This is a genomic window from Microvirga sp. 2MCAF38 (assembly GCF_052115485.1).
Taxonomy (GTDB): domain Bacteria; phylum Pseudomonadota; class Alphaproteobacteria; order Rhizobiales; family Beijerinckiaceae; genus Microvirga.
The window spans coordinates 190,071-204,176 of sequence record NZ_JBFRGU010000005.1 but is presented as its reverse complement, the minus strand read 5'-3'; the positions used below and the strand labels follow the sequence as shown (position 1 = coordinate 204,176).

The window sequence follows — 14,106 nt, the reverse complement described above, 5'->3', positions numbered from 1 at the left end:
GCTAAACACGAGCCCGAGAGTTTGTTTCTAAAACCGTTGGACGGATCAAAGATGGCCAAAGCCCGTACCCTCTATGACAAGATCTGGGACGATCACGTCGTCGATCAGCAGGATGACGGGACGTGCCTTCTTTATATCGACCGCCACCTTGTCCATGAGGTGACGAGCCCGCAGGCCTTCGAGGGCTTACGCGTATCGGGCCGCAAAGTGCGCCAGCCGGGCAAGACGCTAGCGGTGGTCGATCACAACGTGCCGACGACGGACCGCTCCAAGGGCATCGAGGATCCCGAATCCGCGACCCAGGTCGCGACGCTCGCCCAGAACGCCAAGGATTTCGGCGTCGAGTATTATAACGAGCTCGACAAGCGTCAGGGCATCGTCCACGTGGTCGGCCCCGAGCAGGGCTTTACGCTACCGGGCATGACCATCGTGTGCGGCGACAGCCACACCTCGACCCACGGCGCTTTCGGCTCGCTGGCGCACGGCATCGGCACCTCGGAAGTGGAGCACGTGCTCGCGACCCAGACGCTGATCCAGAAGAAGGCCAAGAACTTCCGCGTGACCGTCGACGGCAAGCTGCCCGAAGGCGTGACTGCAAAGGACATCATTCTCTCCATCATCGGCGAGACCGGCACCGCCGGCGGCACCGGCCACGTGATGGAATATGCCGGCGAGGCGATCCGTTCGCTGTCCATGGAAGGCCGCATGACGGTCTGCAACATGGCGATCGAAGGCGGCGCGCGCGCAGGCATGATCGCGCCCGACGAGAAGACCTACGCCTATCTGAAGGATCGCCCCAAATCGCCGAAGGGCGACGCCTGGGATGCGGCTGTGCGCTATTGGGACGGCCTGCGCACGGATGAGGGCGCGTTCTTCGACACCGAGATCAAGCTCGACGCGGCAAAGCTCCCGCCCATCGTCACCTGGGGCACTTCGCCTGAGGATGTGATCTCGGTCGCGGGTCTCGTGCCGAATCCTGACGATATCCGGGACGAGAACAAGCGTGTCTCGAAATGGCGCGCGCTCGAATATATGGGCCTCAAGCCCGGCACGAAGATCACCGACATCACGCTCGATCGCGTGTTCATCGGTTCGTGCACCAACGGTCGCATCGAAGATCTGCGCGCCGTTGCGAAGGTCGTCGAAGGCCGTCAGGTTCATCAGGCGGTCAACGCCATGATCGTGCCCGGCTCCGGCATCGTGAAGATGCAGGCCGAGGCCGAAGGTCTCGACAAGATCTTCAAGGCCGCCGGCTTCGATTGGCGCGAGCCCGGCTGCTCCATGTGTCTTGCCATGAACGCCGACCGCCTGTCGCCGCAGGAGCGCTGCGCCTCCACCTCGAACCGCAACTTCGAGGGCCGTCAGGGCTTCAAGGGTCGCACGCATCTCGTCTCCCCCGCCATGGCGGCGGCGGCGGCGATTGCAGGCCGGTTCGTGGATATTCGCCAGTGGGCCTGATGTGAAGGAAGAGCCGAAGGATCGCGAACGGGAATCTCGTGAAGCGCTTGAGCGCGTCGCACGGGATTCCGAGACCCTCGGCTCATCGTCGCTCTCCCGCATGGGTGAGCGGATGCGGGATCACTTCTCCGCGAAAGACGCCATCGGCGATGCGGAGCATGGCGGAACGGATCCCATCGAATTGTGGGGCCGCCGCATTGGGCGCTCGCTCTCTCTCGTCGGTGTCGTGCTGTTGAGCCTCTGGCTCGCGCATCAATTGGGCTTCCTGTGATCGCATGAACGATTGGTCGAAGCGTCAGGCTCCGTCCCTCGACGAGATGGAAGCGCTCGCCGAAACCGCTTTCCGGCGACTGCCGGAAGAGTTTCGCCGCCTCTGCGAAGGCGTCGTCATCCGTGTCGAGGATTTTCCCGAAGACGAGACGCTGCAGGAAATGGGCTTCGAGAGTCCGTTCGATCTTTTGGGGCTGTTTCGCGGCATCGGCTTGGCGCAGGGTCCGGCAGTGATGCAAACCGGGCAATTCCCTAACATGATCTGGCTCTATCGCCGTCCGCTCCTCGATTACTGGGCGGAGCATGAAGAGAATCTCGGCGATCTCGTCACTCACGTGCTCGTGCATGAGATCGGCCACCATTTCGGTCTCTCGGACGATGACATGGAAGCGATTGAGGCGGCTGCCGGGTAGGTCGTCACCTCAATCGGACGAGCTTCGTTCACATGGTGGTGAAGCCTTGCCATCTCGCCTGAAAACGCGGAACGGCAGTTCGCTGGGTGGCGTTGAATCCTCGTGAACTTAAGAGGACTCTCTCCCATGCGTACCACCATCTTGACCACGTTGGTTGCCGCGACCATCGGAGCGGCATCACTCCTCGCCGGCGCGGCCTTGCCGGCGCAGGCGCAAACTGCGCGACATCGGTATTACGCTCCCGCCAACCCATACGCGCCAGCGCCTGCATGGCAGGGTCTATCGCGGCCCGTTCCCTATCCGTATTATCCGTATGAAGTCGGCGTAACCGGCGCCCTCGGCCCGGGGCCCGACCTGTGGCCGGCATGCTACGCCGGACCGCCGACCTGCACGGCCGCGGGCTATCCCAATCTCCACTACTATCGCGAAATTTATGGTGGCCGTTAATCGCGATCTTGAATAGCGGCGTGCTGCGCGTGGGTGCGGCTCTCGGCTGGTTATGGCGAGAGCCGCAACTTTTCTGGTGAAAGTAAGACACGTTCGTGTATGCGGTTCGTTCTGTCCCACGTCCGGTGCATGGCTCCGGCGCTCCCGCGACGATCATATGTCTAGGCGCTGCGCCCGGGCTTTGCTAAGAGGTTCCCGAAGACGGCAACTTCCCGCGAGAGGGATCGAGGGTCATGGACAAGTTCACTGTGTTGGAGAGCGTCGCGGCGCCGCTGCGGATCATCAATATCGATACCGATATGATCATTCCGAAGCAGTACCTGAAGACGATCAAGCGCACAGGCTTGGGCACGGGCCTCTTTTCCGAAATGCGCTACCTGGACGACGGTTCGCCGAACCCGGATTTCGTGCTCAACCAGCCGGCTTACAAGAACGCCAAGATTCTCGTGGCGGGCGACAATTTCGGCTGCGGTTCGTCGCGTGAGCACGCGCCGTGGGCGTTGCTCGATTTCGGTATCCGCTGCGTGATCTCCACGAGCTTTGCCGACATCTTCTACAACAACTGCTTCAAGAACGGCATTCTGCCGATCACGGTAAGCCCGGAAGATCTCGAAAAGCTGTTCGACGATGCGGATCGCGGCGCGAACGCGACGCTCACCGTCAATCTCGAGGCGCAGGAAATCCGCGGGCCGGACGGCGGCAAGATCCATTTCGATCTCGACCCCTTCCGGAAGCACTGCCTCTTGAACGGCCTCGACGATATCGGTCTGACCATGCAAAAGGCCCCGTCCATCGACAGTTTCGAGAAGAAGCTCGGGGAACGCGCCTGGGCTTGAACGGACTTCTTTGGCGTCATTCCGGGGCGCGCCTTCGGCGCGAGCCCGGAACCCATAAACGCCGATGTTTTCGGATCCGGGTTCCGCTTTCGCGGCCCCGGAATGACGGGCAAGGGCGCGCACGTTTCAGCCGCGTAACGGTTTTTCCTTATATTAACCAAATTCCCCGCACATTCGGGGGCATGATTCGTATTCTTGCTCCCCTCGCGCTCGCTGCTGCGACGTTTGTCGTCGCAAACCCGGCCTCGGCGCAGGCCGATTTCCGCTCCTGTCTGTCGAACCTGCGCGGTCAGGCGGCCGCGAAGGGCATCTCCGGTCAGGCTTTCGATCTTGCCACGCGCAGCATCGAGCCCGATCTCAAGATCCTCGAACTCATGGACAATCAGCCAGAGTTCAAGACCCCGATCTGGGACTATCTCGCGGCCCTCGTGGACGATGAGCGCGTGCAGGACGGCAAGGCTGCCATGGGCCAATGGGCTCGCGCCCTCGCGGCGGCGGAAGCGCGCTTCGGTGTCGACCGTTACGTAATCGCGGGTGTGTGGGGCGTCGAATCCAATTTCGGCAAGGATATCGGCGGACGCCCGTTGGTGCAGTCGCTTTCCACGCTCGCCTGCTACGCGCCGCGCCGCCGCGACTATTTTACCGGCGAGCTGATGGCGACGCTCAAGATCGTGCAGGACGGCGATATCGATCCGGCGAACCTTCGCGGTTCCTGGGCGGGAGCCTTCGGCCATACCCAGTTCATGCCCTCGACTTTCCAGCGCCTCGCCGTCGATGGCGATGGAGACGGGCATCGGGACATCATGACCTCCGTGCCTGACGCGGTCGCCTCGACCGCCAATTTCCTCAAAAAAGCGGGCTGGGTCGACGGGCTGCCCTGGGGCTACGAGGTGCGCCTGCCCGCGAGCTTCAATGCGAACCTTACCGGGCGAAAGAACAAGCGGCCGCTCTCCTCCTGGGCCGCCATGGGCGTGACGCGCATCGACGGGCGACCGCTCTCGGGCGATTATCTCGCCGGCATCATCGCCCCGGCGGGCATAGAAGGCCCCGCTTTCATCGTCACCAAGAATTTCGACGCGGTCTACTCCTACAACGCCGCCGAATCCTACGGCCTCGCCATCGCCCTTCTCGGTGACCGCATGAAAGGCCTGCCGGGCATCCGCACCGCGTGGCCGACGGACGATCCGCCGTTGTCACGCGCGCAGCGCCGCGAATTGCAGCGCCTGCTCACGGCGCGCGGCTACGATGTGGGCGAGCCGGACGGCAAGATCGGCCAGAAGACCCGCGATGCCATCAAGGACGTGGAACGCCGCATCGGCCTCGAACAACGCGGTCGTCCGGGTGGGAAGGTGCTTGAAGCGCTGAGGGGTTAAGACGGACGAACGCGGCATGTCCTGGAACACCTTTCTCCCGTGATGGATGCGACGTTCCTAGTGCTCGAAGTCATCGCCGTCGTGCTCTACGCGCTCCTCGGGCGGCGTCTCGGCGCCTTGGCCTTCATCCGCCGACCGGCGTGATGCGTGACGGATCGCGGGTAACATCATTCACCTCACTGACGACATGCCAGCAGCGACAAGCGCTTGCCAAGCTTAGGCCTCGCGCCTAAACCCTCCCTCGTCATGGCCGGGACGGCCATCCATGTGTTGACTCAGCCGTGCGCGACAACGGCATGGAGATCCGGACGCACCCCAGGCCTGACAAACCAATTTCGAGCGAGGAACCCGCATCATGGCAACGCATAAGCTTCTCCTTCTTCCCGGCGACGGCATCGGTCCGGAGGTGATGAAAGAGGTCGAGAAGCTCATCGGTTGGTTCGCCAAGCGCGGCATCGGCTTCGAGACCGAGACGGATCTCGTCGGTGGCGCGGCTTACGACGCGCACAAGGTGGCGATCTCGGAAGACGCCATGAAACTGGCGCAAGCAGCGGATGCGGTTCTGTTCGGCGCTGTCGGCGGTCCGAAATGGGATGGCGTGCCTTATGCGGCCCGTCCTGAAGCGGGACTGCTGCGTCTGCGCAAGGACCTTGGTCTCTTCGCGAATCTTCGCCCGGCGATCTGCTATCCGGCGCTCGCCGACGCTTCGACCCTCAAGCGCGAAGTGGTCGAAGGTCTCGACATTCTCATCGTGCGCGAACTGACCGGCGGCGTCTATTTCGGCGAGCCGAAAGAACTCGTGACGTTGGAAGACGGCTCGCAGCGCGCGGTCGATACGCAGCTCTACACCACGGGCGAGATCGAGCGCATCACGCGCGTCGCCTTCGATCTCGCGAAGAAGCGCCGCAACAAGGTCTCCTCGGCCGAGAAGAGCAACGTCATGAAGACCGGCGTTTTGTGGCGTCAGGTCGTCTCGCGCATTCACAAGGCTGAGTTCGCGGATGTGCAGCTCGAGCACGTGCTCGCCGACAATGCGGCCATGCAACTCGTGAAGAACCCGAAGCAGTTCGACGTGCTCGTCACCGACAACCTGTTCGGCGACATTCTCTCCGACATCGCCGCCATGCTCACGGGCTCGCTCGGCATGTTGCCCTCCGCCGCTCTTGGTGCGGAAGATCCGGTGACGGCTAAGCGCAAGGCCATGTACGAGCCCGTCCACGGTTCGGCCCCCGACATCACGGGCAAGGGACTTGCCAATCCGCTCGCCATGATCGGTTCGTTCGGCATGGCGCTTCGTTACTCCTTCGGTCTGATCGAAGAAGCGGATCTCTTGGACAAGGCCGTCACGAACGTCCTTGCCTCCGGCACGCGCACCAAGGATATCGCGACGGCCGGCATGAACGCCGCCAGCACGACCGACATGGGCGATGCCATCGTCAAGGAACTGAACGCGCTGTCTTAAGCGCACGATCAGAACAAGTGGAAACCGGTTGTTCGCCCGGATCATGCGGCGATAAGGAAAAGAGAGTTTGATCGTGCTTCAAAGAGATACGATCAAACTCTAAGCGCGCTTCTCGACGATCTACCGTATCGATCCCGTGCTCTCGATGGGAATGAGCGGCGGAAGCGGCGGGAAGGGATTGCGTGCGCCGACGAAGAGACCGCCGATGGGATCGGGCAGCAGGCCGACACCGAAGCGCTCCTTCTGGGCGATCCATGGTGGCAGGTTGAGATAGGATATCTCACCCTGCGTGGCGTAGCGGTTCAATGTTCCGACGGGAACGGCCGTGCCGGGATCCAGGAAACTGCGGGGCTGGACTCTCAGATAGAGGGGACGCCCCTGTCGATTACGGTTCTGGGCTTCGGCGGCGGTAATCAGGGCGGCGAGGGCGAGAAGTGACGCGACGCCGACAAGAAACAGACGACGCATGATGACCTCCAATCGGGGGGCTTGAGCCATCAGGCCCTCCGCAATCGTTGTCGTGTCAGATCAAGCTTCGTCCCCCTGACAAGGTTCCGCTAGAGTTTGATCGTTTCAGATTGAAACAAGATCGAACTCTCGATTCTTTTGATGCCGCATGATCCGGGCGAACAACCGGTTTCCACTTGTTCTGATCATGCTCTAAAACGATCAAGGCCGCGCTATTGTTTTCGCTCCGCCGATGGCGGCTGTGCGTGATCCTGGCGGGCAGAAGCCAAGGCGGCGGCGCTCCGCCTGGGCAAAGACACTTTTCAGAGTGGCGTCGCTGGCATCAGTCAACGTGATGGCATCGATGAAGCAGGCGAGCTGTGCATCATCGGGCGGCTGCATATCCGACCCGCATCGCCAACCGAGAAAGCTAAAGCCGTTCTCGTCGTCATTGAGGCGGAAAGCGCGACAGCTTTGCTCGCGTCGGTCCGCGAGCGTGATGGAAGCCGTCTCGATCGGCCCGAATTTCGTGGCGATGATTTCGCTTTGCGCATTGCGCACCACCGACAGACTGGCTTCGGCGGCGCGACGGACGAGATCGACGTAGAGTGTTCGACGGGCTTCCTGCAAATTCACGGTGAAGGTGAGCCGCGCGAAGCCCGGCTCGCCGGGGTTGCCGAAAGTCAGCGTATCGGCCCGCCCGCCGGATGAATGACGTCGCGCTTCGAAGATGCTCGGCGTGCTCTTCTCAATGGTGAAAAGCGCATTCGGCCGGTCGATGGCGGTCCAGGCCGGGGCGGGGGCTGTCAGCGTCGCCACCGGGATCTCTCGCGGGCCTTGCGGCTCGTCCGGGGTCACCTTGTCGTCTTGCTGAGCGAGATGAACGAGTCCGGCCACGATCACGCTCGAGAGGATCAGCATGCGCAGCCAGGGCCATTCCCGGCGCGGGCGCGCGACAGGCCGCTCGTCCTCCAAGAGGTCGAGCGCGTCGTCATCCCAATCGGTCAAGGCCTTCGGCATGCCGGTCGATTTCTCCCGCGTGTCTTATCGGGGACTGTTCTACCGTAGCACTGGCGCGGGATCGAAGGGTTCTGGTAAGCAACGTGAATCAAACGTTACCGCCGAGCCAATCCCCGCATGTCCGAGCTCCAGATTCGTCTTGCCGAAAAGTCGGACGCAGCCGTCGTCGCGGCCCTGATCCGCGCTGTCGATCTCCATTATGTTGGGCCTGAAGTGGCCCAGCCCATCGAACCGACGCAAGCCATGGTCGAGCAATCGATGCATGACGGGGAAGGCACGCGCTACGCTCTCGCTTTTCTGGAGGATCGCGCGGTCGGCCTTGCCTGTTTCGCCCTGCTGCGGCCAGGCTTCAAACTCTCGGGGCTCATGTTCGTGAAGGAGCTTTTCGTGGATGAGCGCGCGCGCGGGCAGGCAGTCGGTGCAGAGCTGATGAAGTGGCTTGCGGCGTATGCCCGCGAGCGCGGCATCACCCGGATCGATCTCACGACGGATGGCGGCAATCGTGGCGCTCAAGCGTTCTACGAGCGCCTCGGCGCGTCGCGGATGGACAAGGTGTTCTATCGCTTCAATCTCTCGACCCCGGTTCTGAGCGGCGATTGATGCCGGGCGCCTCTTCGGCGAGGAATGACACGGGCCGGCCCGATGGAGGTGCGCGCTCTTCACACTTCCCTCCCGGCCGATTCCGTCGTACCCGGTGCTCCGGACAAGGAATGCATTCGTGAATCTCACCGTCTCGACCTGGAATATCAACTCGGTTCGCCTGCGCATCGATCAGGTGCGCCGCTTTCTCGAAGAACGCCGGCCCGACATCCTGTGTCTGCAGGAGACGAAGTGCCCGAACGACAGGTTTCCGCTGAAAGATCTGCAATCCTACGGCTATCCCTTCATCGTCCATGTGGGACAGAAGGGCTATAACGGGGTCGCGATCCTGTCGCGTTATCCGTTCTCGCAGACGAGCGTGATGGAGATGTGCGAGCGGGCGGATGCGCGCCACATTACCGTGACGCTTGCGCCCGAGGCCAAGAAGGCCGCCGGAATCACGATCCATAATTTCTACGTCCCGGCGGGCGGCGATATTCCAGATGTGAATCTGAACGAGAAATTCCGCCACAAGCTGCAATTCCTCGATGAGTTGCGCGGCTGGGGCGACAAGGCGAAGCCCACCGGCGCGCCCGCGATCCTCGTCGGCGATCTCAACGTCGCACCGCTCGAACACGATGTGTGGAGCCACAAGCAGCTTCTCGATGTCGTGAGCCATACCCCCATCGAGACAGCGACGCTGGAAGAGCTGCGCCAGGCGACCGGCTGGACCGATGCCATGCGCCATCTGCGGCCTGAGCCGGAGAAGCTCTTCTCCTGGTGGAGCTACCGCTCCCCCGATTGGGCCGCCGCCAACAAGGGCCGCCGCCTTGACCATGTCTGGGTCTCGAAGGACCTGACCGGCACCCTTCGCTCCATCGACATCACCAAGGAAACGCGCGGCTGGGAACGCCCGTCCGACCACGTGCCGGTGACGGCCGTGCTGGAGCTTTGAGGCTTCTTTTTCGAGAGCTTTCTTATGACGAACAAATCTCCCTTTCTCGTATCCGCGGATTGGCTCAGCCAGCACTTGAACGACGCGAATCTCGTCATCATCGACGCGCGTCTTCCTCCCGCCGGAGCGACACCGAAACTGGATCCCAGATCGTTTTATGCGGCGGAGCACATTCCGGGAGCCGTCTTTTTCGACATCGACGCGATCTCCGACCATTCCACGGACCTGCCTCACATGCTGCCGAATGCGCAGGCCTTCGCGGAAGCGATGGCGGGGCTTGGGATCGACGAGAAAAAACACATCGTCGTTTATGACGGCGACAGCCTTTTTTCCGCGCCGCGCGTCTGGTGGACATTCAGAATCTTCGGCGTCAGCAATGTCAGCATTCTGGACGGCGGTCTGAAGGGCTGGAAGGCCGACGGATATCCGACCGAGACGGGCGAAGTCATTCGCTCGCCCCTCACGTTTTCAGCCGACTTCCATGCCGATGCCGTCAAAAACTTCGGGCAGATTTTCGACGCCTTGAAGAACCGCTCGGCCCAGGTCCTCGACGCCCGGTCCACCGAGCGCTTCAGCGGCCAGGCGCCAGAACCCCGGCCCGGTCTAAGGGCGGGTCATATGCCGGGGAGCGTCAATGTTCCCTTCACCGCGCTCCTCGAAAATGGCCGGCTGAAGTCATCCGACGATCTACGCAAGGTGTTCGCCGATAAGAACGTCGATCTCGATCAGCCCATCATCGCAAGCTGCGGATCGGGCGTGACGGCGGCGGTCCTGGCGCTGGGGCTTGAGACCATCGGAGCAAAGGCCGTGTCCATCTACGACGGGTCCTGGTCGGAATGGGGCGCTCGACCCGATGCACCGGTCGAGGTTGGAGCCGGAGTTTAGCGCGCGACCAGAAGGTCTGGAGCTGTTTTGAGTCATTGCGGGGCGTGCGTAGCACGAGCTCGAACCCATAAACGCGGCGCTTTTCCAGGCAGAGGCGGTCGAAGATCTCTTCGTGATGATCAGTGGCTCTGGATTCCAGACTCCATTGCGCGGCCCAGGAATGACGGATGCTGCTCTCAGCGTTCAATCGGGCATCACGGCCGGGATCTCTTCTCCATCGATGGCGATCAATTGCTGGCGGACTCTTTCCAGACCCTTGGCGAGGCGCGCCAACTCATCCGCCATGGCGTCCTGCATGGCGGCAGCGGCGTTGGGAAATTCTTCGAGCACGCGACGCATCAGGCTTGGGCTGACTCGGATGACCGAGGAGGGCTCGCGGGCCGTGGCGGTGGCCGGACGTACGATGCGGGTGAACAACGATGACTGACCGATCAGCGTGCCCGGCTTGGCGATGAAGGTCGCGGGTGACCCGTCGTCATTGGCGTCGAGCGCAATCGCGCCTTTGCTGACGACAAAGCCGCCATCGGACCGATCGCCCTTGCGAAAAAGCACATCGCCCGCGCGCAACGCGCGGCTTTCCGATGCGAAGGCGACAAGCCGCAATGCGTCCCTGTCCAAAAGATTGAACAGGGGTGCCTGAGACAGGATCGCGATATCGTCTTCAAGGGCCATGATGCTACGGGATCAGCTTATAACCGCCGGCCTCGGTCACCAGAATCCGTGCGTTGGACGGGTCGGGCTCGATCTTCTGCCGCAGCCGGTAGATATGCGTCTCCAACGTATGCGTCGTCACGTTGGAATTATAGCCCCAGACTTCGGCGAGAAGCGTCTCGCGGCCCACAACCTCGCGGCCCGCGCGGTAGAGGTAGCGCAGGATCGCAGTTTCCTTTTCCGTGAGCTTCAGCTTCGAGCCCTTCTCGGTGGTGAGAAGCTTCGAGCCGGGGCGGAACGTGTAGTGGCCGATCTGGAAGACCGCGTCCTCGCTCGCCTCGTATTGGCGCAGTTGCGAGCGGATGCGCGCCAGAAGAACCGCGAATTTGAACGGCTTCACCACATAGTCGTTGGCGCCCGCCTCCAGGCCCATCACCGTATCCGTGTCGGAGCCCTGTGCGGTGAGCATGATGATCGGGCTACGAAATCCGTCGCGGCGCATGATCTTGACGGCTTCACGACCGTCCATGTCGGGCAGGCCCACATCCATGATGGCGAGATCGATGCGGCCACGCTTCGCCGCCTCAATCGCCTCGATAGCATCCTTCGCCGTCTCGATCTCGAATTCGTCGTAGAAGCCCAGCTGTTCGGCCAGGGTATCGCGCAAATCCTGATCGTCATCGACGACGAGAAGACGACTGGCGTTTGACATCTCAAACCCTTCGAAACGCGGTGGGACGCTCAAATTCCGTAACCGGGACTAGACCATGATCCACGCGGCCGTGCACGTCGATCATACTCCAAATCTTTGGTTTTCCGCATCTTCTTGACGGCACCGATGCTTTCGGTGCGCCCGAACACGCATCAGCCCTCATACCTTGACAAGAAGCCTCCGATCCAGCCCTTTCAAGCGTCATGAAGCGGAACAGCGTCGATCTTATCCGGGTCTACCGGTCTTCCCTCGATCACCGGCGCGGGCGGCTCGTCGCCGGGAATCTGGTTCTGCCCTGTGCGCTCGGCCGTTCCGGCACGACCCATCACAAGAAAGAGGGCGATGGCGGCTCCCCCGTCGGATCGTTCGCGCTGTTGCAAGCGTTCTACCGGCCGGATCGCGGACCCCGCCCGCGCACGGGCCTGCCGCTGCACCCGATTCGCAAGACCGACGGCTGGTCGGACGATCCGCGCGACCGACGCTACAACCGCCTCGTTTCCCTGCCCTGCCCGACGAGCCACGAGGAAATGTGGCGCGCCGACGATGTCTATGACGTGGTTGTGGATATCGGCTGGAATCGCGGCCCCATCGCGAAGGGACGCGGCAGCGCGATCTTTCTCCACCTCGCCCGTCCCGGCTTCACGCCGACGCAAGGCTGCGTCGCGGTCGAAAAGCGCATGATCCGCCGCCTGCTGGAGCGACTCGGTCCACAGACTCGGATCGAGATCATCGGTTAAAGAGCGCCGCCCCTCATAGATGACGTTGAGCCTCGTCCCTTGCTCCGAAAGTCGACGGAAGGACGCCGCAGCGCCCTCCGTTTCATGGATGACGGGCCTATCCCGGCAGGGCGCCGGTTCCCATCGTACGATAAAAGACTTCCGGCGTGTCGACCTCCTTGATCCGCCGTCCCTCGATCACGAGAAACCGCGTGCCGACGGTCTTCACGAAACTGCGGTCATGAGAGACGAGGATGCTTGTGGCCTCGGACGCGAGAATTTCGTTCTCCAACATTTCACGCCCAGGAATGTCCACGTGGTTCGTGGGCTCGTCCATGAGATAGAAATTCGGCTCGGCGAGCCGCAGCGCCAGGAGGCCAAGGCGCGCCTTCTGGCCCGGCGAGAATTTCGCGATGGGCATCGTTTGTTTTTCGATTGGAAACCCCGCTCCGGCGAGAAGCGCGCGGCTACGCTGGTCGCCGAGGCGAAAAGCGGAAAGGATGAAATCGTGCGCCGTCTGCTTCACCGGCAACTGCGCCATGTCCTGATCGGTGTAGCCTAACACGACGGAAGGGCTGATCCTGATGCCCGGGATCTCGCTCCCGCCCGTCATCGTACGATGCAGAAGCCGGATGAGTTGGGATTTACCGACTCCGTTCCGACCGAGCAGAACGATCCTCTCACCCTGGGCGATTTCAAGCTTGGGGATTTCGAAGAGCCGTCCACCGTCGGGCTTTTGGACGGCGACGTTTTCCAGCGTGACCAGAACCTTGGCGTGTGTGCCGCGATTGACGAGACGGATCTCGCCGGGGCGCTCCTTGTGAAGCGCCTGCAACCCCTCCTCCAACGCCGCGGCGCGCTTGGTCAGTTGCTTCGCCTTGGAGAGCAAAAGATCGCTGCCGCTGTTGATGCCGACATTGCGCAATTCGCCCGCATTCTGCCGCAGTTTTTTGATCTCGCGCAGGTCTTTCTCGTTCTTGCTCGCGAGCGTCGCATCGTGATCGGCCAGGAGATCGCGCGCGCGGCGATAGGGATGCGAAAACATCACCGACGCATCGGGACGCAGAAAGAGCGTTTTGGTCGTGCAGGCGTCGAGAAAATCCCGGTCGTGACTGGCGATCACCATCGGAATCGACCCCGCCGCGTTGGCGATCCAACGCTCCAGCAGCAGAAGCTTTTCGAGATCGAGGTGATTGGTGGGTTCGTCGAGAAGCAGCGCATCCGGTTCCGTGACCCAGGCGCGTGCAATCAACGCCAGACGTTGCCAGCCGCCGCTCAACAAGCGCACCGGCCGTTCGCGCAGATCGGGCGGCGTCTCAAACTCGTCCAGCACCACATGAACGCGCCATTCCTGATGATCGCGTTCGGCGGGTGGAAACGCGCTTGAGACCGCATCATGCAGCGAGAGATCGAGCAGGGCCTCCGGCATGTCCTGTTCGATAAAGGCGACGCGCATGCCGCGCGAGCGCACGATCTCACCGTGCGTCGGTTCGAGAAGACCCGCGAGGCATTTCAACAGGGTGGATTTTCCCGCACCGTTTCCGGCCACGAGACCGATACGGTCACGCTCACCCACGACGAGGGTAAGATCCTGGAACAGGGTGGTTTGCGCGAGGAAGGTCGCGTTGCGAAGGCTGATCGAGCCCATTTTTCATCTCATTTGGTATCGCGCGGCCGCATCGAGGACATCGCGCGAAAAAATCTTGAACGTTCGTCTGACGCGCTTGGCTTCTTGAGCCTTCTGCGCGGTGAGCCGTTCAGAGCTGACCAGAATGAGACGAGGACGTAAGAGGTCTTCAACCAATTTGCCGCCTGACGCGACAACCGTGAAACTCTCTGAAACGTCAGATCCGTTCGATGGCCGGCCCTGCAACAAGCTGCT

16 protein-coding genes are annotated in these 14,106 nt (G+C 62.0%); 11 read left to right on the top strand and 5 right to left on the bottom strand.

Going from position 1 to position 14,106, the window contains the following annotated elements; genetic code table 11:
* Positions 1-51: 51 nt before the first annotated feature.
* The 7 genes from leuC (at position 52) to leuB (ending at position 6,259) form a co-directional block, all read left to right on the top strand.
* The gene (gene leuC / locus AB4072_RS12580) at positions 52-1,458 is read left to right on the top strand and encodes a 3-isopropylmalate dehydratase large subunit (protein ID WP_441968276.1); all 1,407 of its coding nucleotides are present in this window, start codon (positions 52-54) and stop codon (positions 1,456-1,458) included.
* Between the two features lies 1 nt (position 1,459).
* On the top strand, positions 1,460-1,729 hold the full coding sequence (locus AB4072_RS12575) for a hypothetical protein (RefSeq protein WP_441968275.1): 270 nt from the start codon (positions 1,460-1,462) through the stop codon (positions 1,727-1,729).
* A gap of 4 nt (positions 1,730-1,733) precedes the next feature.
* Positions 1,734-2,141 carry a metallopeptidase family protein gene (locus AB4072_RS12570; RefSeq protein WP_441968274.1) on the top strand — a complete coding sequence of 136 codons (408 nt, stop codon included), beginning with the start codon at positions 1,734-1,736 and terminating at the stop codon, positions 2,139-2,141.
* 126 nt (positions 2,142-2,267) lie between these two features.
* On the top strand, positions 2,268-2,588 hold the full coding sequence (locus AB4072_RS12565; RefSeq protein ID WP_441968273.1) for a hypothetical protein: 321 nt from the start codon (positions 2,268-2,270) through the stop codon (positions 2,586-2,588).
* Positions 2,589-2,821: 233 nt separating this feature from the next.
* Positions 2,822-3,424, top strand: coding sequence for a 3-isopropylmalate dehydratase small subunit (gene leuD, locus AB4072_RS12560; protein ID WP_441968272.1), 603 nt, complete (start codon positions 2,822-2,824; stop codon positions 3,422-3,424).
* 182 nt (positions 3,425-3,606) lie between these two features.
* Positions 3,607-4,797, top strand: a complete 1,191-nt coding sequence (locus AB4072_RS12555; protein WP_441968271.1) for a lytic murein transglycosylase — start codon at positions 3,607-3,609, stop codon at positions 4,795-4,797.
* A 355-nt stretch (positions 4,798-5,152) separates the two neighbouring features.
* Positions 5,153-6,259, top strand: a complete 1,107-nt coding sequence (leuB, locus tag AB4072_RS12550) for a 3-isopropylmalate dehydrogenase (protein ID WP_441968270.1) — start codon at positions 5,153-5,155, stop codon at positions 6,257-6,259.
* 120 nt (positions 6,260-6,379) lie between these two features.
* On the opposite strand, the gene AB4072_RS12545 is transcribed toward leuB, so the two are convergent.
* Together AB4072_RS12545 and AB4072_RS12540 are read right to left on the bottom strand one after the other, a co-directional pair.
* A complete protein-coding gene (locus tag AB4072_RS12545; protein WP_441968269.1) occupies positions 6,380-6,757 on the bottom strand; it encodes a hypothetical protein in 378 nt (125 codons plus the stop codon).
* Between the two features lie 171 nt (positions 6,758-6,928).
* Positions 6,929-7,726, bottom strand: a complete 798-nt coding sequence (locus tag AB4072_RS12540) for a hypothetical protein (protein WP_441968268.1) — start codon at positions 7,724-7,726, stop codon at positions 6,929-6,931.
* An 87-nt stretch (positions 7,727-7,813) separates the two neighbouring features.
* Between AB4072_RS12540 and AB4072_RS12535 the strand changes: the two genes are divergently transcribed.
* The 3 genes from AB4072_RS12535 (at position 7,814) to sseA (ending at position 10,145) form a co-directional block, all read left to right on the top strand.
* Positions 7,814-8,326 carry a GNAT family N-acetyltransferase gene (locus AB4072_RS12535; RefSeq protein WP_441968575.1) on the top strand — a complete coding sequence of 171 codons (513 nt, stop codon included), beginning with the start codon at positions 7,814-7,816 and terminating at the stop codon, positions 8,324-8,326.
* 118 nt (positions 8,327-8,444) lie between these two features.
* Positions 8,445-9,260, top strand: a complete 816-nt coding sequence (gene xth / locus AB4072_RS12530) for an exodeoxyribonuclease III (protein WP_441968267.1) — start codon at positions 8,445-8,447, stop codon at positions 9,258-9,260.
* A 24-nt stretch (positions 9,261-9,284) separates the two neighbouring features.
* Positions 9,285-10,145: a 3-mercaptopyruvate sulfurtransferase gene (gene sseA, locus AB4072_RS12525; RefSeq protein WP_441968266.1), complete on the top strand. Its 861-nt coding sequence runs from the start codon at positions 9,285-9,287 to the stop codon at positions 10,143-10,145.
* A 183-nt stretch (positions 10,146-10,328) separates the two neighbouring features.
* On the opposite strand, the gene AB4072_RS12520 is transcribed toward sseA, so the two are convergent.
* Both AB4072_RS12520 and AB4072_RS12515 read right to left on the bottom strand, forming a co-directional pair.
* The gene (locus AB4072_RS12520; protein ID WP_441968265.1) at positions 10,329-10,817 is read right to left on the bottom strand and encodes a cyclic nucleotide-binding domain-containing protein; all 489 of its coding nucleotides are present in this window, start codon (positions 10,815-10,817) and stop codon (positions 10,329-10,331) included.
* Between the two features lie 4 nt (positions 10,818-10,821).
* Positions 10,822-11,508: a response regulator transcription factor gene (locus tag AB4072_RS12515; RefSeq protein ID WP_441968264.1), complete on the bottom strand. Its 687-nt coding sequence runs from the start codon at positions 11,506-11,508 to the stop codon at positions 10,822-10,824.
* A gap of 203 nt (positions 11,509-11,711) precedes the next feature.
* On the opposite strand from AB4072_RS12515, the gene AB4072_RS12510 reads away from it, so the two are divergent.
* Positions 11,712-12,245: a L,D-transpeptidase family protein gene (locus tag AB4072_RS12510; RefSeq protein WP_441968263.1), complete on the top strand. Its 534-nt coding sequence runs from the start codon at positions 11,712-11,714 to the stop codon at positions 12,243-12,245.
* A 97-nt stretch (positions 12,246-12,342) separates the two neighbouring features.
* Here AB4072_RS12510 and AB4072_RS12505 read toward each other — a convergent pair whose 3' ends face one another.
* Entirely contained in the window at positions 12,343-13,872 is a 1,530-nt protein-coding gene (locus tag AB4072_RS12505; RefSeq protein ID WP_441968262.1) for an ATP-binding cassette domain-containing protein, read from the bottom strand.
* Positions 13,873-14,106: the final 234 nt, after the last annotated feature.